This is a genomic window from Micromonospora sp. NPDC048835, assembly GCF_040649995.1.
Taxonomy (GTDB): domain Bacteria; phylum Actinomycetota; class Actinomycetes; order Mycobacteriales; family Micromonosporaceae; genus Micromonospora.
Window position 1 is genome coordinate 40,670 of the sequence record NZ_JBEZGM010000006.1, and the last position, 20,671, is coordinate 61,340.

General features: G+C 72.0%; 18 protein-coding genes and 1 riboswitch. Of the genes, 13 read left to right on the forward strand and 5 right to left on the reverse strand.

What is annotated here, in order from left to right; genetic code table 11:
* The first annotated feature begins 44 nt into the window (after positions 1-44).
* The gene (locus AB0C15_RS09430) at positions 45-740 is read left to right on the forward strand and encodes a cell division protein DivIVA (protein WP_357350421.1); all 696 of its coding nucleotides are present in this window, start codon (positions 45-47) and stop codon (positions 738-740) included.
* A gap of 136 nt (positions 741-876) precedes the next feature.
* Complete coding sequence (locus tag AB0C15_RS09435) at positions 877-1,845, forward strand: methyltransferase domain-containing protein (RefSeq protein WP_357350423.1); 969 nt, start codon at positions 877-879, stop codon at positions 1,843-1,845.
* A gap of 165 nt (positions 1,846-2,010) precedes the next feature.
* On the opposite strand, the gene AB0C15_RS09440 is transcribed toward AB0C15_RS09435, so the two are convergent.
* Complete coding sequence (locus tag AB0C15_RS09440; protein ID WP_357350425.1) at positions 2,011-2,667, reverse strand: NAD(P)H-binding protein; 657 nt, start codon at positions 2,665-2,667, stop codon at positions 2,011-2,013.
* Between the two features lie 109 nt (positions 2,668-2,776).
* Here AB0C15_RS09440 and AB0C15_RS09445 point away from each other — a divergent pair, with 109 nt between their 5' ends.
* From AB0C15_RS09445 to gcvP, 3 genes are all read left to right on the forward strand, one after another.
* The gene (locus tag AB0C15_RS09445) at positions 2,777-3,844 is read left to right on the forward strand and encodes a MerR family transcriptional regulator (protein WP_357350427.1); all 1,068 of its coding nucleotides are present in this window, start codon (positions 2,777-2,779) and stop codon (positions 3,842-3,844) included.
* A 77-nt stretch (positions 3,845-3,921) separates the two neighbouring features.
* Positions 3,922-4,764, forward strand: coding sequence for an NAD-dependent protein deacetylase (locus tag AB0C15_RS09450; protein WP_357350429.1), 843 nt, complete (start codon positions 3,922-3,924; stop codon positions 4,762-4,764).
* Positions 4,765-4,839: 75 nt separating this feature from the next.
* Positions 4,840-4,938, forward strand: a riboswitch (glycine riboswitch).
* Between the two features lie 73 nt (positions 4,939-5,011).
* The gene (gene gcvP, locus AB0C15_RS09455) at positions 5,012-7,834 is read left to right on the forward strand and encodes an aminomethyl-transferring glycine dehydrogenase (RefSeq protein WP_357350431.1); all 2,823 of its coding nucleotides are present in this window, start codon (positions 5,012-5,014) and stop codon (positions 7,832-7,834) included.
* 131 nt (positions 7,835-7,965) lie between these two features.
* On the opposite strand, the gene AB0C15_RS09460 is transcribed toward gcvP, so the two are convergent.
* The gene (locus AB0C15_RS09460) at positions 7,966-8,166 is read right to left on the reverse strand and encodes a DUF5999 family protein (RefSeq protein WP_007460326.1); all 201 of its coding nucleotides are present in this window, start codon (positions 8,164-8,166) and stop codon (positions 7,966-7,968) included.
* A gap of 96 nt (positions 8,167-8,262) precedes the next feature.
* On the opposite strand from AB0C15_RS09460, the gene AB0C15_RS09465 reads away from it, so the two are divergent.
* Positions 8,263-9,501: a chorismate-binding protein gene (locus AB0C15_RS09465; protein WP_357350832.1), complete on the forward strand. Its 1,239-nt coding sequence runs from the start codon at positions 8,263-8,265 to the stop codon at positions 9,499-9,501.
* A gap of 28 nt (positions 9,502-9,529) precedes the next feature.
* The gene (gene def / locus AB0C15_RS09470; RefSeq protein ID WP_357350433.1) at positions 9,530-10,039 is read left to right on the forward strand and encodes a peptide deformylase; all 510 of its coding nucleotides are present in this window, start codon (positions 9,530-9,532) and stop codon (positions 10,037-10,039) included.
* On the opposite strand, the gene AB0C15_RS09475 is transcribed toward def, so the two are convergent.
* A complete protein-coding gene (locus tag AB0C15_RS09475; protein ID WP_357350834.1) occupies positions 10,036-10,797 on the reverse strand; it encodes a TSUP family transporter in 762 nt (253 codons plus the stop codon). The genes def and AB0C15_RS09475 overlap by 4 nt on opposite strands.
* Positions 10,798-10,990: 193 nt before the next feature.
* Between AB0C15_RS09475 and AB0C15_RS09480 the strand changes: the two genes are divergently transcribed.
* From AB0C15_RS09480 to AB0C15_RS09490, 3 genes are all read left to right on the forward strand, one after another.
* On the forward strand, positions 10,991-11,770 hold the full coding sequence (locus tag AB0C15_RS09480; RefSeq protein WP_357350435.1) for an endonuclease/exonuclease/phosphatase family protein: 780 nt from the start codon (positions 10,991-10,993) through the stop codon (positions 11,768-11,770).
* Between the two features lie 120 nt (positions 11,771-11,890).
* Positions 11,891-13,996: a M14 family zinc carboxypeptidase gene (locus AB0C15_RS09485; protein ID WP_357350437.1), complete on the forward strand. Its 2,106-nt coding sequence runs from the start codon at positions 11,891-11,893 to the stop codon at positions 13,994-13,996.
* 95 nt (positions 13,997-14,091) lie between these two features.
* Positions 14,092-14,745 (forward strand): fasciclin domain-containing protein, encoded by a 654-nt coding sequence (locus AB0C15_RS09490; protein ID WP_357350439.1) that lies wholly within the window; start codon positions 14,092-14,094, stop codon positions 14,743-14,745.
* 6 nt (positions 14,746-14,751) lie between these two features.
* Here AB0C15_RS09490 and AB0C15_RS09495 read toward each other — a convergent pair whose 3' ends face one another.
* Complete coding sequence (locus AB0C15_RS09495; RefSeq protein WP_357350441.1) at positions 14,752-15,741, reverse strand: tyrosine-type recombinase/integrase; 990 nt, start codon at positions 15,739-15,741, stop codon at positions 14,752-14,754.
* 259 nt (positions 15,742-16,000) lie between these two features.
* On the opposite strand from AB0C15_RS09495, the gene AB0C15_RS09500 reads away from it, so the two are divergent.
* The 3 genes from AB0C15_RS09500 (at position 16,001) to AB0C15_RS09510 (ending at position 18,443) form a co-directional block, all read left to right on the forward strand.
* On the forward strand, positions 16,001-16,756 hold the full coding sequence (locus AB0C15_RS09500; protein ID WP_357350443.1) for a hypothetical protein: 756 nt from the start codon (positions 16,001-16,003) through the stop codon (positions 16,754-16,756).
* 169 nt (positions 16,757-16,925) lie between these two features.
* Positions 16,926-17,627 (forward strand): DUF6193 family natural product biosynthesis protein, encoded by a 702-nt coding sequence (locus AB0C15_RS09505; RefSeq protein ID WP_357350445.1) that lies wholly within the window; start codon positions 16,926-16,928, stop codon positions 17,625-17,627.
* Between the two features lie 120 nt (positions 17,628-17,747).
* Complete coding sequence (locus AB0C15_RS09510) at positions 17,748-18,443, forward strand: hypothetical protein (protein WP_357350447.1); 696 nt, start codon at positions 17,748-17,750, stop codon at positions 18,441-18,443.
* 550 nt (positions 18,444-18,993) lie between these two features.
* Here the strand turns inward: AB0C15_RS09510 and AB0C15_RS09515 are convergent.
* Positions 18,994-20,466, reverse strand: coding sequence for a beta-N-acetylhexosaminidase (locus tag AB0C15_RS09515; protein ID WP_357350835.1), 1,473 nt, complete (start codon positions 20,464-20,466; stop codon positions 18,994-18,996).
* Positions 20,467-20,671: the final 205 nt, after the last annotated feature.

Here is a 20,671-nt window from a genome sequence, read left to right on the forward strand (position 1 = left end):
AGTGAGCTTGCGAGCCCCGCAGTCGCGAACGGGGGTTCGTACAGGTGAGCGCGACGCCGATCAGTCGGTATGACGGGGTGCAGGTTTCCGGCGGTGTGCAGGTGCGGATCACGGCCGATCGGGTTCGGCGGTGGGAGTTCGGTGCCGCGTCGTTCGCTCGGCGTGGTTACGACAACGCTGATGTGGACCGGTTCCGGGTGCAGGTCGCTGACGAGTTGGATCTGTTGGCGACGCAGATCGCGACGTTGCGGGCGGAGAACGAGCGGCTCAACGACCGGGTGGAGTTGCACCGGCACGGGGTTATTCCGAGTGCGGGGGCGGCGTCGAAGGTTCCGGCGGCGCGGGAGGTGAATCTGCTGTCGGCGGCGCAGCGGGAGGCGGAGCAGATCATCGCGCAGGCGCACGACTATGCGCGGCGGGTCGCCGAGTACGCCCGGGTGCAGTACGAGAGCTATATGCATGCCGCCGAGGCGGAGGCGAAGCAGGAGGCGGAGCGGGCGGTGGCGGAGTACCGCAGCACCGCCGGGTCGAGTTTCGACGACACGGTCGCGACCCGGGAGGCGTTGCGGATCTTCGGGGAGATGATGGTGTCGCACATGCAGGCGGCGGCGCGGCACCTCGACGACGGTAGTGAGCAGTTGGCGCGCACCATGGACCGGATCGCGGCGGAGACGCCGGGGGCGCCGTTCGTGGGTGGTGTGGTGGGGCAGTCGGCGTTGCCGCGGCACCAGCAGCGTTGATCGTCGCCGGGTGGGGTTCGCTGCGGTGGACCCCACCCGGCGTGTTGGTGGCGGTGGCATAGTCGGAGGGGCCAGGCGGGGTTCGTGACCCACGAGCGGGGCTGACCCGTGGCCCGCCCCTGGGAAGGGTGCCGCCGTGTCTGTCTCACCGTCTCCGCCCGGCGGCTCTTCGGACCCGTTGGCCGCGTTGGAGGCGTCGGCGTGGGCTCTGGCGGCCGCGGTCGGCACCATGAGTGATGCCCTGTCGGCTCCGCTCGCCGAGGTTCTCGTGGGGTCACCACATCGCAGCGCCGTGTTGGAGGCTGCTGGTCTGCTCTCCTGGGATGGTGGGGTGCATCTCGCGCACCCGTCGTTGGTGGCCGCTGACGGGCCGACCGGGCGCAGCGCCGTGCAGGCGCGGTTGAGTTCGCTGCGGCAGGCCGTCGCCGCGGCGGCGCAGGAGCCGTCCGGGCCGCGTGGGGCCGGGTGGGCGGAGGTGACCGACGAGGTGTTGCTGCATCAGGGGCGCGCGTCGGCGGCGACGGGCCGCGCGTTGGCCACCCGGGTGGTGCCCGAGTTGCCAGGGCTGGCGGAGCGTCTGGGCGGGGCGGACGGCCGGGTGCTGGACGTGGGCACCGGGGTGGCGGCGTTGGCTGTCGCGTTGGCGCGCGCGTTGCCCCGGGCGTCGGTGGTGGGTATCGACGTGTTGGCGCGCGCGTTGGACCTGGCCCGCGGGGAGCTGGCCGAGGCGGGTGACGTCGCGGACCGGATCAGTCTGCGCCGTCAGGACGTCGCGGAGGTGGCCGAGCCGGGCGGTTACGACCTGGTGTGGGTGCCGGCGCCGTTCATTCCTGAGCAGACGTTGACTGTGGCGTTGCCCCGGCTGGTGCAGGCGCTGCGACCCGGTGGGTGGTTGGTGGCGGGCACCAACCCGCCGGCCGAGGATCCGTTGCGGGCGGCCGTCAACAGGTGGAACGCCGTGCGCAACGGCGGTAACGCCTTCGACGCGGACCGGATGGCGCAGGTGCTGGCGGGGGCGGGGTTGGGTGGTGTCCGCCGGTTCCCGACGGTGCCGGGTGGGCCGGTGCTGGTTGCCGCGCGCTCCACTCACCCCACGTCCGCTTGATCGACTCGACATCACGGAAGTCGGGGTGTCGGAAGCGGGCCAACACCCCGACATCAAGGAAACCGAGTCGATCACGACGGTAGGACAGGGCGAGCGGGGGACGGCCCGGCACAGCCCCGGCCCGGCACAGCCCCGGCCCGGCACAGCCCGGCCCGGGGCTTCGCGTCAGGTGATGGCGGCGCGGACGGCCTCGGCGATGGGGGTGGGTCCGTCGACGAGTTCCAGGGTCGCGCCGGTGGTGCGTGGTTCGTCGAGGAGGGCGGCGAGGACGTGGGCGACGTCGGTGCGGCTGATCGCGCCACGGCCGGCGTGGGGGGTGAGGGTGACCTGTCCGGTGGGTGGGTCGTCGGTGAGCCGGCCGGGTCGCAGCACCGTCCAGGCCAGGTCGCGGCCGCGTAGGTCGTCCTCGGCGGCGCGTTTGGCGCGCAGGTACGCCGCCCACACGTCGTCGCCGCCGGGGGCGGGTGGTGTGTCCACGCCCATCGAGGAGACGAGCAGGTAGCGGTGCACTCCGGCGCGGGTGGCGGCGTCGGCGAGCAGCGCGGCGGCGGCCCGGTCGACGGTGTCCTTGCGGGCGGCGCCGCTGCCGGGGCCGGCGCCGGCGGCGAAGACCACCGCGTCGGCGTGCTCGAGGTGCGCGGCGAGGTGCGCGACGTCGGTGTGTTCCAGGTCGCAGACGACGGGGGTGGCGCCGGCGGCGCGCAGGGTGGCGGCCTGTTCGGGGTTGCGGATGAGGCCGACGGCGGTGTCGCCGCGCCCGACGAGGTGACGCTGCAGCAGCAGGGCGATCTTGCCGTGGCCTCCGGCGATGACGACGCGCATGCGTCCAACCTACCGGGGGTGTCGGGGCGGGCGGCTTGACCTTGACCTTCGGGTAAGCCTGAGGGTGGCGGGTGCCGGTCGCCGTGGCCGGCACGAGGAGGATGTCGACGTGGGGCTGATGACCATCGGGGCGTTCGCCCGGGCGGCGAGGCTGACGCCGAAGGCGTTGCGCCTGTACGACCGGGTGGGGCTGCTGGTGCCGGCGGCGGTCGACCCGGAGTCCGGCTACCGGCTCTACGACCCGGTGCAGCTGCCGGTGGCGCGGCTGGTCGCCCAGCTGCGCCGGCTCGGAATGCCGCTGGCGACGGTCCGGGCCGTGTGTGCTCTGGAGCCCCCGGCGGCGGCTGCGGCGATCGCCGCGTACTGGCGGGAGGTGAGTGCCGACACCGCGGCGCGCGCCCGGCTCGCCACTCTCCTCGTGGACCACCTGTCTGAAGGGGGTACCACCGTGTCTGACCTGAATTCCCCAGTGGTGCTGCGCTGTGCCGCCGGGTGTGACACCGGGCTGGTGCGCGACAGCAACGAGGACAACGCGTACGCCGGTGAGCGGTTGCTGGTGGTGGCCGACGGCATGCGGGGGCCCGGTGGGGCGGCCGCCAGCGCCGCCGCGGTGGACGCCCTTAAGCCGTTGGGCGTCGTCGACGTGCCGGCCGCCGACCTGCTGACGGTGCTGGCCGGTGCGGTGAGCGACGCGGACCGCGCCGTACAGGGGTTGGCGACCGACGCCGACCAGCCGGTCACCACGGTGACCGCGCTGCTGTTCAGTGGTTCCCGGCTGGCGGTGGTGCACGTCGGTGACACCCGCGCGTACCTGCTGCGCGGCGGTGAGTTGTCCCTGCTCACGCAGGATCACACCTGGGTGCAGGCCCAGGTGGATCAGGGGCGGCTCGATCGGGAGCAGGCGGCGACGCACCCGCAGCGCGCGGTGTTGGTGCGCGCCCTGGGTGGCGGTCGGCAGGTCGAGGCGGACCTGGCGCTGCGTACCGCGCTGCCCGGTGACCGGTATCTGCTGTGCTCCGACGGGCTGTCCGCGGTCGTCGACCGGGCCGACCTGCGCTCGGCGTTGGTGGCTGCCGCGACGCCGCAGGACACGGTGCGGGAGTTGATCGCTCTGGCGCGGGCCGAGGGTGCCCCGGACAACGTCGCCTGCGTCGTGGCCGACGTCGTGCCGGCGTGACCGCCGCCGAACCCCGCACCGGCCGGCCGGTGCGGGGTTCGGCGTTGGTGGGTGGGTTGAGGCAGCATGGAGAGGTGATGGAGAGTCTGGACGGGTTGGCCTCGCTGGTGGCCGGTGGTCGGGTGGTGGTGCTCAGCGGTGCCGGCCTGTCCACCGAGTCGGGTATTCCGGACTACCGGGGGCCCAGCGGGGTGGCGCGGCGGCACACGCCGATGACGTTCCAGGCGTTCACCCGTGATCCGTTGGCCCGGCGGCGCTACTGGGCGCGCAGTCATCTGGGGTGGCGGTTGGTCGCGGGCGCGGCGCCCAACGCCGGGCACCTGGCGGTGGCCGGGTTGCAACACGCGGGGCTCGTCGACACCGTGATCACCCAGAACGTGGACGGTTTGCACGGCGCGGCCGGCAGCACGTCGGTGATCGAGTTGCACGGTCGCCTCGACGAGGTGACCTGCCTGGACTGCGGCAACCTGACCTCCCGGGAGGAGCTGGACCGGCGGCTGCGTGAGGCCAACCCGGACTTCGTGGCCCGCGCCGACGCCGTCAACCCGGACGGTGATGTTGATCTCCCTGATGGGCAGGTGGCGGCGTTCCGGACGGTGGACTGCGCGATCTGCGGCACCGGGATGTTGAAACCGGACGTGGTGTTCTTCGGTGAGACGGTGCCGCCGCAGCGGGTGGCGCGGTGTTTCGCGGCCGTGGAGCAGGCCCGCGCGGTGCTGGTGCTGGGGTCGTCGTTGACGGTGATGTCGGGGCGTCGTTTCGTGATTCGGGCCGCGAAAAGGGGCATCCCGGTCGCGATCGTCAACCAGGGGCCGACCCGGGGTGACGGCCACGCCACCGTGTGCGTCGACGCCCCGTTGGGTGTGGTGCTGCCGCAGGTGGCCGCGCGGGTCGGCGCCGGGACTCCGCTGGGGGTGTGACGGCCGGCCCTGGCCGGCGGCCGGGGTAGGACATCTGCCGGAAACACCAACGCTGGTAGCGTTGGGAACGCCGGTAACACCCACGTGGGAGAGACCGCCCGACAGCACGCAGGGCGGCGCCGAAGGGGCAAATCCTCCCCGGAACCTCTCAGGCAAAAGGACCTCGTGGGCAGGCACTGTGGAGCGCCCCTGTGGGTGCGACAGAGGGGGAGGCCGACACGTCGACCTCGCCCCGGGAGTGCCCCTGATGACCGTAGAGCAGTTCGCCACCCGTCACATCGGTCCCGGCCCCGACGACGAGCGTCGGATGTTGGAGGTCGTCGGGCACGACTCGATCGACGAGCTGATGGACGCCGCGATCCCCGAGGTGATCCGCTGGCACGGCACCCTCGACCTGCCGGAGGCGGCCACCGAGGCCGAGACGATCGCCGAGCTGCGGGCCCTCGCGGCGCGTAACACCGTCGCCGTCTCCATGATCGGCCTGGGGTACCACGGCACGCACACCCCGGCGGTGATCCGCCGCAACGTCCTCGAGGACCCGGCCTGGTACACGGCGTACACGCCGTACCAGCCGGAGATCAGCCAGGGCCGCCTGGAGGCGCTGCTGAACTTCCAGACCATGGTCACCGACCTGACCGGCCTGGCCACCGCGAACGCCTCCATGCTCGACGAGGGCACCGCGGCGGCGGAGGCGATGACCCTCGCCCGCCGGGCCTGCAAGACCAAGAGCCCGGTGTACGTCGTCGACGCCGACGCCCTGCCGCAGACCATCGCGGTGATCACCAGCCGGGCCGAGCCGCTCGGCATCGACGTGCGGGTCCTCGACGTCGGGCGCGACGAGTTGCCGGCGGAGTTCTTCGGTCTGCACCTGCAGTACCCGGGGGCGTCCGGGGCGGTGCGTGACCACGCGGGTCTCGTCGAGGCGGCGCACGCCGTCGGCGCCCTGGTCACGGTCGCGGCGGACCTGTTGGCGTTGACGCTGCTGCGCGCACCGGGGGAGATCGGGGCGGACATCGCCGCCGGCACCACCCAGCGTTTCGGCGTACCCATGGGATTCGGTGGGCCGCACGCCGGTTACCTGGCGGTGCGTTCGGGCCTGGAGCGGATGCTGCCCGGGCGCCTGGTCGGGGTGTCGCGTGACGTGGACGGCAACCCGGCCTACCGGTTGGCGTTGCAGACCCGGGAGCAGCACATCCGGCGGGAGAAGGCGACGAGCAACATCTGCACCGCGCAGGTGCTGCTCGCGGTGATGGCCGGCATGTACGCCGTCTACCACGGGCCGGACGGGTTGCGGGACATCGCGACGCGTACCCATGACATGGCGGCGCGGCTCGCGGCCGGGCTGCGCGCCGGCGGCGTGGACGTCGCCGACGTCGCGTTCTTCGACACCGTCACCGCGAGCGTGCCGGGCCGGGCGGCGGCTGTCGTCGCGGCGGCCGCGCAGCGGGGCGTGAACCTGCGGCTGGTCGACGCCGACCGGGTGGGGGTGTCCTGCGACGAGACCACGACGGACGCGCACCTGGCGCGGGTGTGGGCGGCGTTCGGGGTGCCGGCGTTCGACGGCGACGTGGACGCGGCCCTGCCGGCCGACCTGACCCGCGGCGGCGACTTCCTCACCCACCCGGTGTTCCGCAGCCACCACTCGGAGACGGCGATGCTGCGCTACCTGCGGCGGCTGTCGGACTTCGACTACGCCCTGGACCGGGGCATGATCCCGCTCGGGTCGTGCACGATGAAGCTGAACGCGACCACCGAGATGGAGCCGGTCAGCTGGGCGGAGTTCGCGCACATCCACCCGTTCGCACCGGACGCGCAGACCGCCGGGTACCGGGAGATGATCGGCCAGCTGGAGTCGTGGCTGGCCGAGGTGACCGGCTACGACGCGGTCAGCGTGCAGCCCAACGCGGGTTCGCAGGGCGAACTGGCCGGGTTGCTGGCGATCCGCTCGTACCACGCGTCGCGGGGTGAGACGCACCGCGACGTGTGCCTGATCCCGTCGTCGGCGCACGGCACGAACGCGGCGTCGGCGGTGATGGCCGGCATGCGGGTCGTCGTGGTGGCCTGCGACGACGACGGCAACGTCGACCTCGTCGACCTGGACGCGAAGATCGACAAGCACCGGGACGCGCTCGCCGCGATCATGGTGACGTACCCGTCGACGCACGGCGTCTACGAGACGGGCATCGCGTCGTTGTGCGCGAAGGTCCACGACGCCGGCGGGCAGGTGTACGTCGACGGGGCGAACCTCAACGCCCTGGTCGGGTTCGCCAAGCCCGGCAAGTTCGGGGCGGACGTGTCGCACCTGAACCTGCACAAGACGTTCTGCATCCCGCACGGCGGCGGTGGCCCCGGTGTGGGCCCGGTGGCGGTCCGCGCGCACCTGGCGCCGTTCCTGCCCGGCGACCCGCTGGGCGCGCACGTCGACGCGACGCCGGCGATCTCGGCGGCGAAGTACGGGTCGGCGGGCATCCTGCCGATCCCGTGGGCGTACCTGCGGATGATGGGCGCCGAGGGGCTGACCCGGGCGACAGGTGTGGCGGTCCTCGCCGCGAACTACGTGGCGGCGCGGCTGCGCGGGCACTTCCCGGTGCTGTACGCCGGCAACAAGGGCCTGGTGGCGCACGAGTGCATCCTCGACCTGCGGCCGTTGACGAAGGCGACCGGCGTGAGCGTGGACGACGTGGCGAAGCGGCTGATCGACTACGGCTTCCACGCGCCGACGATGTCGTTCCCGGTGGCGGGGACGCTGATGGTGGAGCCGACCGAGAGCGAGGACCTGGCCGAGCTGGACCGGTTCTGCGACGCGATGATCGCGATCCGCGCGGAGATCGAGCAGGTCGCCTCGGGTCAGTGGCCGGCGGGGGACAACCCCCTGGCGAACGCGCCGCACACCGCGGCGATGGTCAGCGGTGACGAGTGGCCGCACCCGTACCCGCGGTCGGTGGGCGCGTACCCGGCCGGGGTGGACCGGGCCGGGAAGTACTGGCCGCCGGTGCGGCGCATCGACGGCGCGTACGGCGACCGGAACCTGGTCTGCTCGTGCCCGTCGCCGGAGGCGTTCGAAGACTGAGCTTGGCGACGGGCATGCCGGGGCGGGCGGTTGCGAGCCGCCCCGGCAGCCGCGGCGACCTGGGCGTGGTGTCCCTTACCGGGGGACTTGGCCGGGTCGACGGCGGCTAGTCGGTGACGCTGAGTGGTCGGTTAGGCCACGAGGGCGTGGCGGGCGGGGCCTCGGTGCGGTGCGATGCTGCTGCCGTCGGGGAGCAACTCGCCGGTGTCCTCGAAGACGATGACACCATTGCAGAGCAGGCTCCAGCCCTGCTCACGGAAGCAAGCGAGCACTCGCGCGGCTTCCCGGTCGGTGGCTTCAGCGGAGGGGCAGGTCGGTTGGTGCTGGCACATCGGGTTCTCCGGACTGTGGGGGCACTGTGTCATGGTTCACATGACCAGTGACGCACAGTACCAAGCGAAAGTGTCCAACATCGAGCAGGTGCCCGTCTGTCGCACCGGAAATCCACTGAACGGATGAGGAAGGTCGGACCATACGGCGTGGAAACGCTCCCACAGGTGTTGTCGGCGTCGATCGACGCGCCCGGGGCCCCGGCCGCGTGCCGAGGCGGCGCCCGCACCGAACGCGCCCGCCTGCACTGGCACCGCGGCGACGGCGGTGACCCCGCCGCGCTCGCCGAGGAGTTCCTCGCCGCGCACGGCCTACCCCTGGACGACCTGTCCCGGCCCACCCCCGCGCACCCGCACGCCGCCACCGGCGTCTGCGGTGCGGCGCTCTACCTGTCCGCCGCCGCCGGAGCGCTGCTGGCCGGCGCGCCCACCGGGGCACCCGAACCCGCGCCGACACTGCCCGACCTCGCCGTCGTCGTGTACGAACACGGCCGCACCCCGACCACCCGACCCACCCCACCGGGACCGTGGCGGCTCGGTGCGTGGACCGAGAGCTGGACCCCCCAGCAGCACGCCGCCGCCGTCGACGCGGTCCGCGCCGCCATCGGCCGCGGCGACGTCTACCAGACCAACCTCGTCGGGCACGCCGCCGCCCCCTACACCGGCGACCCGCTGCCCGCCCTGGCCCGCCTCGGCGCGCTACCCGGCGCCCGCTACGGCGGCGTCCTCACCGGCGACGGCTGGGCCATCGGCTGCGCCTCCCCGGAAACCCTCGTCGAGGTCACCGACGGGCACCTGATCACCCGACCGATCAAAGGCACCCGCCCGGCCACCGCCGCCGGCCGCGCCGAACTGCTGACCAGCGCGAAGGAACGCGCCGAACACATCATGATCGTCGACCTGGAACGCAACGACCTCGCCCGCGTCGCCCGCACCGGCACCGTCACCGTCGACGACCTGTTCACCGTCCGCCGCTGGTGCGACCTGTGGCAGGCCGAGTCGACAGTGCGCGCCGCCGCCGCCAACGGCCTCGGCCTCGCCGACCTGCTGCGCGCCACCTGCCCCGGCGGCTCCGTCACCGGGGCACCGAAACACGCCGCGCTGACCCAGATCAACGCCCTCGAACCCGTCGGCCGGGGCGCCAGCATGGGCGCGCTGGGCTGGGTCGCCCCGGGCCGCGTCGACCTCGGCCTGACCATCCGCACCGCCGCCGCCGACGGCCACCACCTGCACACCTGGGCCGGCGGTGGCATCACCTGGGACAGCGACCCCGCCGCCGAGGTCGCCGAAGCCGCCGCGAAGGTCACCCCGATCCGCGCCACCCTGGCCGGCCGCTGAACCCGCCGTCGGCGATAAGCTGCCGGTCATGACCATGCGGCCCATCCGGATCATCGGCGACCCCGTCCTACGCACCGAATGCGAAGCGGTCACCAGCTTCGACGCCGAGCTGCGCGCCCTCGTCACCGACCTGATGGACACCCTGCTCGGCGAGCCCGGCCGCGCCGGCGTCGCCGCACCGCAGATCGGCGTCAGCGCCCAGGTGTTCGTCTACGACGCCGACGGCCACCGCGGCCACCTCATCAACCCCACCCTGGAGCTGTCCGACGAGCTCCAGGACGACGAGGAAGGCTGCCTGTCCATCCCCGGGCTGTACTTCCCGACCGTGCGGGCCCTGCACGCCACCGCCCACGGCGTCGACCAGAACGGCGAGCCCCTCACCATCACCGGCAGCGGGTTCCTGGCCCGCGCCCTGCAACACGAGACCGACCACCTACAAGGGCGGCTCTACGTCGACACCCTGCGCGGCGACACCCGCCGCCGCGCCCTACGCGAGATCCGCGCCGGACGCTTCGACTCACCCAGCCGCAGGTCCTAGGCCACCCACTGGTCGTGGCCCAGCTTCACGACCAACGCCGCCACCACCACCAGCAACACCACCCGCACGAACCCGGAGCCGCGCCGCAACGCCATCCGCGCCCCCAGCACCGAGCCGGCGATGTTGCACACCGCCATGCCCGCACCCAGCAACCACCACACGTGCCCGGTCACCCCGAACACCACAAGCGCACCCAGGTTCGTGCCCGCGTTGACGACCTTCGCCATCGCCGAACCGTGCACGAAGTCCGCCCCGACCACAGCGGTGAACGCCAACACCAGAAACGTCCCGGTCCCCGGACCGATCAACCCGTCGTAGAGGGCGATGCCCACCCCGGCCACCGCGACCACCACACCCACCCGCACCGGAGTCCGCCTCGCCGGCACCGCCACCACCCCCATCCGGGGACGCAGCAACACGAACACCGCCACCGCCACCAACACCACCAGCACGACCGGCCGGTACGCCGACGCCGGCACCGCCCCGGCCAACACCGCGCCCACCCCCGCACTGAGCACCGCCAACCCGGCCGCCGGCCCCGCCACCCGCCAGTCGACGGTCGTGCGCCTGGCGTACGTCACCGCCGCCGTGGACGTACCGAAGATCGCCGCCAACTTGTTCGTGCCCAGCGCGGTGGCCACCGGCAACCCCGGGGCGGCCACCAGCAACGCCGGCAGCAGCAACAACCCGCCACCGCCCACCACGGCATCGACCCACCCGGCCATCGCCGCGGCGGCCAGCAGAGTACTCAACGTCATGGCGTCCACGGGCCGCCATTCTGCCCACCGCGACACTCCCCACCGGCACCCGAGTGGCCAGCCTCACCCGCTCACCGACCCCGCGTACGCCGCAACCACACCCCCAACGCCCCGACCGCCACGAACACCAGCACCGAGCACAGCAACACCTTCACCACCCGGCAACCATGCCACGGGCACGTAAGGTGCAGGAGTGCGCCTGGCCACCTTCAACATGCTGCACGGACGATCCCTCACCGACGGACTCGTCGACCCCACCCGACTCACCGCCGCCATCGGCGCCCTCGACGCCGACGTCCTCGCCCTACAGGAGGTCGACCGCGACCAACCCCGCAGCGGCGACCTCGACCTCACCGCCATCGCCGCCCGCGCCCTCGACGCACCGCACCACCGCTTCGCCGCCGCCGTCGTCGGCACCCCCGGCGAACAGTTCCGCCCACTGCGCCACGACGACGACGGCCACGGCGAACCCTGCTACGGCATCGGCCTGATCAGCCGATACCCCGTGCGTAGCTGGCAGGTCACCCGACTCAAACCGGCACCCGTGCGCTCACCGGTCTACGTGCCCGGCCCCCGCGGCGGCCTCATCCTCCTGCACGACGAACCCCGCGTGGTCCTCGCCGCCGTCCTGGACACCCCACACGGCCCCCTCACCGTCGCGGCGACCCACCTGTCCTTCGTGCCCGGCTGGAACGCCCGCCAACTCCGCCAGACCATCCGCGCCCTGCGCGCGCTGCCCGCCCCCCGCATCCTGCTCGGCGACCTCAACCTGCCCGCCGGCGCGGCCCGCCTCATCTCCGGCTGGCACCCCCTGGGCCGCCGCCCCACCTACCCGTCCGGGCAACCCCGCGTCCAACTCGACCACATCCTCGCCGACCGGCACGCCCTCGCCGACCTCCCGCCGGTACGCGCCGTCACCGCCCCACCATCGACCATCTCCGACCACCGCCCCCTGCTGGTCGACCTCGGCTGACCACCGGACACGCCGCCACGCGCGGCGGGGGAGCGCAAGTTTCCCTCAAGATCATTGCATCGACGAACTCCGACGATCATGCTGGTCGACACGCGCCACGATCACCTCGTCGGAGGCCACATGAGACACCAGCGACCCGCAGCCATCGCCGTGACAACCCTCATCGCCGTCACCCTCACCGCCGCACCCACCCCCGCCAACGCCCACCGCGCCGCCGCACCCGGGCAGGTCACCACCCTCACCGCCAACCAGGCCGACGGATACACCACCCTCGCCTGGCAACCCGTCGACGGCGCCACCGACTACCAGATCGAACGCACCCCCGTCGACGCCACCAACACCCCCACCGGCGCACCCACGATCGTCGGCATCTGGCGACCCAACCGCCAGATCAACCAACAGGCACCCACCTTCGCCGACGCCGGCTACCACCCCGGCGACACCTTCCAATGGCGGGTACGCGCCCGCACCGGCACCACCGAACAGCCCTACTCCGACCCCGTCACCGCCACCACCACCGCACCCTGGGGCAACCCCGACACCCCCGGCGAGAACCTGCGCACCCAATGGGAAACCACCCACGCCGCGCAGTACACAAGCGACACCGACGAGTACGCCTACACCGCCGCCATCGACACCCTCAGCGACCGCGTACGCGTCGTCGAACTCGGCCGCACCGTCCAGAACCGACCCATCAACATGCTCGTCATCGGCCACCCCACCCCACCAGCCACACCCGAGGCCGTCGCCGCCACCGCACCCGTGGCCATCAACTGCAACGTGCACGGCAACGAACCCGGCGACCGCGAAGCCTGCCTCATCATGGCCCGCCAACTCGCCTTCAGCACCGACCCCCGCATCACCGACCTGCTCAGCCACACCACCGTCCTGATCGTCCCCACCATCAACGGAGACGGCCGCGCCAACAACACCCGCGGCAACTCCACCGGCCAGGACCTCAACCGCGACTACTCCCTCATCCGCCAACCCGAGACCACCGCGTACATCGAAATGGTCCGCGACTACCGACCCGTCGCCGGCTACGACGGCCACGAATTCGGCAACTCCCGCGCCGGCGACCTGCCGATGCTCCCACCCCGACACCAGAACGTCGCCCAACCCATCTTCGACCAGTCCCAGGACATGATCGAAGGCCACATGTACGCCAAGGGCGCCGAAGCCGGCTGGTGGGCCTGCCCCTACGGCTGCGAAGGCGGCGGCAACGTCGGCCTCAGCGAGGAAACCATCCTGCGCAACACCCTCGGGCTCAAGAACGTCACCAACTCCCTGCTCGAACTGCGCAGCGCAGGCGGCCAGACCCGCCCCGACGAGGGCAACACCGCCAACAACCGACGCCGCAAGACCTACTCCGCCCTGTGGACGTTCCAGCAGTTCCTCGACTACCACCGCGCCGACCGCGCCGACATCCTGAACGCCCGCAACACCGCCATCACCTCCCAGGCCGCCAACACCGGCCGGCTGGTCTTCCGCGGCTCCCGCCCCATCCCCGCCCACCCCGCACCCCACCCCGGCGACAGCCCACCACCACTCGACGCGCCCCCCACCGACCTGATCCTCGACAACCCACCCTGCGCCTACAAACTCACCGACGCGCAGTACCACGGCGCCCGCACCGACGGCCCCGGCGGCGTCGGCACCACCGTCGCCCAACGCATCGCCGCCCACGGCTGGACCGTCATCACCATCGGCGACGACCACTACGTACCTCTCAACCAACCCGAACGCGGCCTCATCCCACTGCTCCTGGACGCCAAGGGCGTGGAGAAACTGACCGACGGCGAACGCGTCTACCCCACCCTCACCGGCCGCCGCAACGGACCCCTGACCGTCACCGGCTTCACCTGCGCCGACGACGCCACCATCAACGGCCCGGTCACCGTCCGGGCCGGCGCGGCACTCGTCACCACCGGCACGACCGTCAGCGGCCCACTCACCGCCACCGGCGCCGCAGGCATCCTGCTCGCCGACAGCACCGTCAACGGCCCGCTCCGCATCACCACCACCGACGCGATCTCCATCATCGACACCACCATCGCCGGGCCCGTCGACCTGTCCGCCAACACCACCGGCACCGACACACCCGTGCTGGCCGGCACCACCATCCGAGGCCCGCTCACCTGCACCGGCAACAACCCCACCCCGCACAACCTCGGCATCGCCAACACCGTCAGGGGTCCCCGCACCACCCAGTGCGCGGCACTGTGACCGACAACTAGCGAACCGTCGTGCCGGCGGCGCGGGCCCCGCCCCCGCCGCCGGCACCCGAGAACCCACCAACCCCCGTACCCGTGGAGGCCGCCGTGTCGCACCCCGCCACCCCACCGCGACACCCCCGACTCCGGGCCCTCGGGCTCCTCCTCGTGCCGACACTGCTGCTCGCCGCCTGCACCGGCAGCCCCGCAACCCCCCGCGCGGACACCGCGCCAGTGACCGCCGCACCCCAGGTCACCGGGCCACTCTGCGCCGCCCTGCCCACCGGCACCGAGCCGGGCAACCCGAGCTTCCTCGCCGGTCAACCCGTCGAGGCGGCGCTGCGCTGGATCCCCACCCTCACCACCTTCGAAGCGGCACTGCGCGCCAGCGGCGTCCGCACCGACCTGCCCGCCGGCGTCACCGTCCTGGCACCCTCCGACGACGCCTTCGCCGCGACGTTCTCCGAGGACAACTGGGACGACCTCATGACCCATCACACCGACCAGCTCCGCACCCTGCTGAAAGCCCACCTCATCACCGGAACCCACCCGATCGGTGACCTCACCACCGCCGGCACCGCCACCACCCTCGACGGCGTCACCGTCACCGTCACCCGCACCGGGCCCACCGCCCGCCTCGGCGACCGCGCCGACACGGTCTGCGCCGACTACCAGGCCACCAACGCCCGCATCCACATCATCAACGCGGTCCTCGGCCCACTGCCCGTCACCGCCGACGGCACCGGCCACCGCGCACACTGACCACCCTCACTCCGGCCGCACCAGACCCGCCAGCGCGCGGTTGGTCCGGTTCGCGCGGACCGCGTCGCGCTGCTGCCCGGCCGTCACCTCGATGTACGTCTGCGACGACGCCAACGACGCGTGCCCCAACAACCGCATGATCTCCGCCGCGCTCGCACCGTCCTCCGCCAACCGGGTGGCGAAGGTGTGCCGAAGCGCATGCAACCGCGCACCACGCGGCACCCGGTCACCGATGCCGGCCCGCCGGTAACACGACTCGACGAGATACTGCAGGCCGCCACGGCGCAACGGTTCACCACGCCGATCCACGAGCAACGCCGAGTCGGGGCGTACCGACCGCGCACCGAAGCGCCGCACCCGACTGTCCAGGTAGTCCCGCAGCACCCGATCCAGGTCCGCCTCGATCGGCACCACCCGGGGCCGCCCGCCCTTGCCCGCCACCTCGACCCGCCGCTCACCGGGCCGACCACCGAGCGAGTCGACCCGCAACGCCAGCAGCTCCGACAGGCGCAGCCCGGCGCACAGCGCCACCGCCAACACCGCCACGTCCCGCTCCGGCCACGGGTCCCGCTGCCGACCCTCGTCGCGCGCGACGGACGCGAGCAGCACCTCGGGGGTGTCCGCGCCGCGCAGCGGCTTCGGCTGGGGGAGTAGCGCCCGGGGACGCCCGACCGCCGGCATCGGGTTGCCCGCCACGAACCCGTCAGCGACCAGGAACGTGAAGAAGGTGTTCCAGGTGGACCAGGCCCGGTGCACCGACGCGGGAGCCCGGGGAGCGGCGAACCGGGCGAAGGCCGCCCGCATCACCCGGGGGGAGAGGTCGGTGATCGACAGCGCGTCGAGGGGGAGGGGAGTGGCCTCCGCGACCAGGGCCGCGACCGTGTGCAGATCCCTGCGGTACGCGGCCAGGGTGTGCGGGGAGGGCTTGCGGGTGGCCCGAGCGGTCAGGAACTCCTCGATCAGCACCCCGAGCGATTCGTCCTTTTTGTCATGCATAAGGGATATTATGCAGCATTTTCGTGTTTCCGGGAAGCGGGTGAGCGAGGGGGAGCGGAGCACCTCCGGGCCCCGAACACTGCCGCGCCCCGTACGTGGGACAACTCGACAGGTACTCGGAGCGCCACTCATCGCCGACACCCGCCGCGGCTCGGACGGCCGCAACGGCGCTCGCAGTGGCAACGACGGTACGCACGACGGCCGGCCGGACCGCGCAAGAACGGCCGGACCTGATCGCGGAACACGTATCGTGCGCGGCATGACGTCGCCCGCCGGCACCTGTCCCACCTGTGGTCGACCCGGCACGCCCACCGTCTACACAGACCTGGAAGGACCGATGGATCTGGTCTGCCCGGAGGGGCATCGGTGGCGGGCCGCAGGCCGACCCGGCTGGGCTCCATACGCAACGCCCACCGCCGTCGCCGGCGACGCGGCAGAGGCAACGCCCTCGACCGCACCCACAGAGGTCGGTAAGGACGGGCGGACCTGGCGGATCGGCACGGCCGGCGACGTCGCCTGGCTGCCCGGGCGGGTCGCGCCGGGCTTCTCGATCACCACCGCGATCCCGCCCGTGTTCGAGGCGTACGGCACCTTCTACCCGCCCGACGGCGTCGACCTCGACGCCCACGAACACGCCGTGATCAACGAGCTGGTCGCCTGCACCGCGGACCAGCCGTGGTGGCTGGGCTTCCTCGACACCGGCGCCCACGACGTCGTCTTCCCGCAGGCTGCGAGGGTGTCCCTCTACTGGGACTGGCCCTACGTGCTGGTCGAGGCCGGGCCGGAGCAGGCGCTCAACTGGCGGACCGGTCACATGCGCGGCGACGGGGCGCTGCCCGACCTGTTCTTCCCGGCGGATCGGTCCTGGCTCGTCTCCGCCCTGTGGGACGACACCTGGACCGACGTCGGCGCCGGCGCCGCGGTGCTCGCGGCCCTGCGGCGCAACCCGCTGGTCAACGCGCGCCTCGTCGGGCCGGACGAGGACGCGGGTCCGCCCGGCCGGACCCGCGACTGACCACTGTCGGGTGACGGTAAGGGGACCGCCAGAACGCCTCACTTTACATAATGTGCATTATCGAATCGCACCTCGATGGTCGGATGAGCGGGAAGTGGCCGGTGCCGGCCCTGTCGGCGCGGCCCTGCGGTATCACTTGTTGGCCTGAGCGCCGAGGCACCATGGGTGCGTGTCTGTGCAACGTGGTCCGTCGCGACCAGATCCCGTCCTGTACCCGGACGTCGCTCTCGCGGGCAGCCTGGTCCGCACTCTGCAAGTCGAGTTCGACCAGATTGCCCCATTCGTGCAGGCGCTCCCCGAAGCCTCACCCGGTTGGCGGTTCACCGGCGCGCGGGTGCGGGACGACGACCGCATCGCCACCGTCCTGATGGGCAGTCACGAGCGGGTCTTCCTCGTGGAGTTCTGGGCACAGGGAGTCTGCCTGGCGCGGGGCGAGACCGACGACCTGCCTGCGGTGGCCGCCGCGATCCGGACCTGGCAGTCGGGCGCGCGGGTCCGGGCCCTCGGCTCCGCGTGGCCGTTCGTCACCTTCGGGCCTCTCGCCGAGGCCCACGAACGCGGTGAAGCCGCCGAGTACACCTGGCGGCGGTACCACGAGAATCCTCAGCGGGCGCCGCACCTGCGCCGCCTGCATTCCTTCATCGCCGTGGCCGTTCGCGAGCCGCGACTGCGCCGGCTGATGCCCTTCACCAGCCATGGGACCCTCGGGTTCAGCAGAACAGTCGGTCACCCGTACAGCGGCGACTGCCCCTGGGTCGAACCGCTCGAGGACGATCGGTATCTGGTGAAGGCGCCGGATCGTCGACGCGAATGCGGAACTGGCGATGCCGCCCGCAGTGTCGCCCTCGTCCTCGCCGGCCTGCCGGACTGACCATCCGCGCCAGTCGTCGGGTGGGCAAGCGTTCGAGCCTGTGCCGGGAGGTTGGTGCTCGCGGCGGCTTAGGTACGGCGGCTCATGCGGCCGGTGTGGCGAGCCGGAATGCTCGCGGGCATGGATACGCCACACCTTGGCAGATCGGGAGCAGCCGTGGTCCTGGTGCTCTCGCTTGTCGGGTGTGGACCCGACGCTCCCACACCCGAGGACGCACGGCGGGAGGCTGCCTCCAGCGCCGTCCGGCAGGCGAGCGCGGCGACGGCTGCCCAGACCGACGCGGTCTTCGCCGAACTGGTGGGGGGAACACCGGCGCTGACAGAGGTGGCGACGTCGACGTCCGATGACTGCCACGCCGGTGTCGCCGATGTTCTGTACCCACACGACCCCTTCCGACTGCGCTGTAGTTGGGGTGAGACCAGGTATTTCGCTGTCCGTGGAGAGTTGCTCGACGCGTTGCGTCAGATGGATGTGGCCGCGAAGCAGGCTGGTGTGCTGCCGGTCAGCGGTGAGGCGCTCGACGGTGTGGAGTTCTACGTCGCGGCCAATGGTCTGACCGAGGATGGGCAGGTGCTACCGCTGCCGACGTTGACCTATGTCGCGGTGGGGTATGGCGGGCGGCTGTCGGTCAGGTGGTTCCGGGCGAGTGATCCGCGGCCCGAGGACCATTCGGTGGACGTTCGGTGGCCCATGGTGTGGCAGGACGACCACCGGGTCGACGTCGATGCGTTGTGGAACGGCCCTCTGCGTGGGCAGGCATATCTGCTGACGGTCAGCACCGGGGTGACGTACCACGAGGTGCCCTGGCCCTCGTGAGTGCGCTGACGGTGGGTCCTCTCCCCCGTCGGCGCGTCTCAGCCTCGCGTGCGGCGCAGCCAGTCCTGGGTGAGCGATCGCAGCAGTGCGGGTTGTTCGTGTGGCAGGTAGTGTCCGGCCGCGTCGTTGACGGTGTAGGTGCCGCGCGGGTAGTGGCGCATGGCGCGGAACTGGTCGGCGTATCCGACGATCCGGTCCTGCCGGCCGGTGATGACGCTGACCGGGCCGTCGAAGACGACCTCGGCGGTCTCGTCCGGTAGCGCGTAGTCGGGGCTGTTCTGTAGCTCCTGTTGGGATGTCGCGTCGCCGGAGTGCAGTGCGGCGAGCCCCGTCGCGACGACGGCCGGGGTGCGGTGGCCCAGGGCGGCGTCGAGGTGGGCGTGCAGGTCCGGGTAGATCTCTCGCAGTCCCGAGCCGGCGACGGCGGGATGGGGGGGGGCTCCTCGTTGGAGGCGGCTGTGCGCTTCAACCTCTCATGACCGGTCGGGTCGGGCCGGGGGCACCGGCCGTGTGTCGACTGGTGCCCCCGGACGGGGTGCGGGGGTGCGGGTCAGAGCCAGGGCACCTGTGGGGACGGGTAGAAGTCGACCTGTTGCAGTCGCCAGCGGGGTGCCTGTTGCCCCAGTCGGGTTCGGAAGGACTCCCAGTCGTGGCTGGCGGTGGTGGACCAGCCGAGTTCGGCGATCGCGGGCAGGCGGGGGAAGGCCATGTGTTCGATGTCGTCGAGGGTGCGCAGCGTTTCGGACCACAGTGGGGCTTCGACGCCGAGGATGGCGTCCTCGCCGATGCCGGTTACCCGGGTGGCGGGGTCCCAGCCGTAGGCGTCGGACACCTCGATCAGGCCGGCCCAGCGCAGGCCGAGGCGGGTGTTGGCGTCGTACTTCATGTCGAGGTAGGCCTTGTTCGCCGGTGACATGACGACTCTGGTGCCGCGGGCGGCGGCCGCGACGAGGCTGGTGTTCGTGGTGCCGGTGCCCCAGTACTGGGCGACGTGGTCGGTGGTGGTGTCGGCCTGGGTGATCTCGTTCCAGCCGTAGGCGCGTTTGCCGTACTTGGCGACCAGGGGTAGGACGCGGTTCATGAAGGTGCGGTAGTCCTCGTCGGTGGTGGCGTGGGCTTCGTCGCCGCCGATGTGCAGGAATGGTCCGGGTGTGATGGCGGCGAGTTCGCGGATGACGTCCTCGACGAAGCGGTAGGTGAGTTCGTCGTTGATGCAGAGGGAGCTGTAGCCGACGGTGATGTCGGTGCGTGGGGGTGGTGCGACGCCGTCGCAGTTGAGTTCGGGGTACGTCGACTGGGCGGCGTTGGTGTGCCCGGGCATGTCGATCTCGGGAATGATCGTGATCTGTCGGGCGGCGGCGTAGGCGACGACTGCCTGGTAGTCGGCCTTGGTGAGGTATCCGGGGCCGACGCCGTCGACGCCGGTGCCGGGTCCCCCGCCGACGGTGGTGAGGCGGGGCCAGGAGTCGATCTGGATGCGCCAGCCCTGGTCGTCGGTGAGGTGCAGGTGCAGGTAGTTGATTTTGTACTGGCTGAGCAGGTCCACGTAGGCGGTGATCTCGTCGACGGTGTGGAAGTGCCGGGCGAGGTCGAGCATCGCGCCGCGGTAGGCGAAGCGCGGGTAGTCGACGATGCGTCCGCCGGGGATCGTCCAGGTGGTGCGCTGCCGGTTGGGCGCCTCGATTTGGGCGGGGAGGAGTTGGCGCAGGGTCTGGGTGCCGGCGAACAGTCCGTCGGGGGTGTTGGCCCGGATGGTCACGCCGCGGTGGGTGACGTCGAGTTGGTAGCCCTGTTGGCCGATGCGGTTGTCGGCGCCGCCGATGAGCAGGGCGATCTCGGGTAGCGGGGTGGAGCGGGCGGGGATGACGGGCAGGGGGTGGCCGGTGGCGGGGCGCAGGGTGGTGGCGAGGTGGTTGCCGATGCGCCGGGCGGCGGCGGAGCCGGGGGTGGTGCGGATGATGGTCGGGGGGGTGATCCGGAACGCGTTGTGCGTGTCGGGTCGGGTTTCGACGGGTGCGGGGATGACGTCGCTGAGTTGTCGGGTCCGGTGGGTGGGGTGCGGCGGTGGCGGGGGTTGCCGTGGCGGTCAGGGTGAGGGGTAGGGCGAGTGCGGCTATGGCGAGTAGCCGTGTGGTGGGGTGTCGGCGGCGCACGGTACCTCCAGGCCTCGTATTGATCGACGGCCGTCGATCAGGTTCGCAGGTTACCGGCGCTCGGCCCGTACTGTA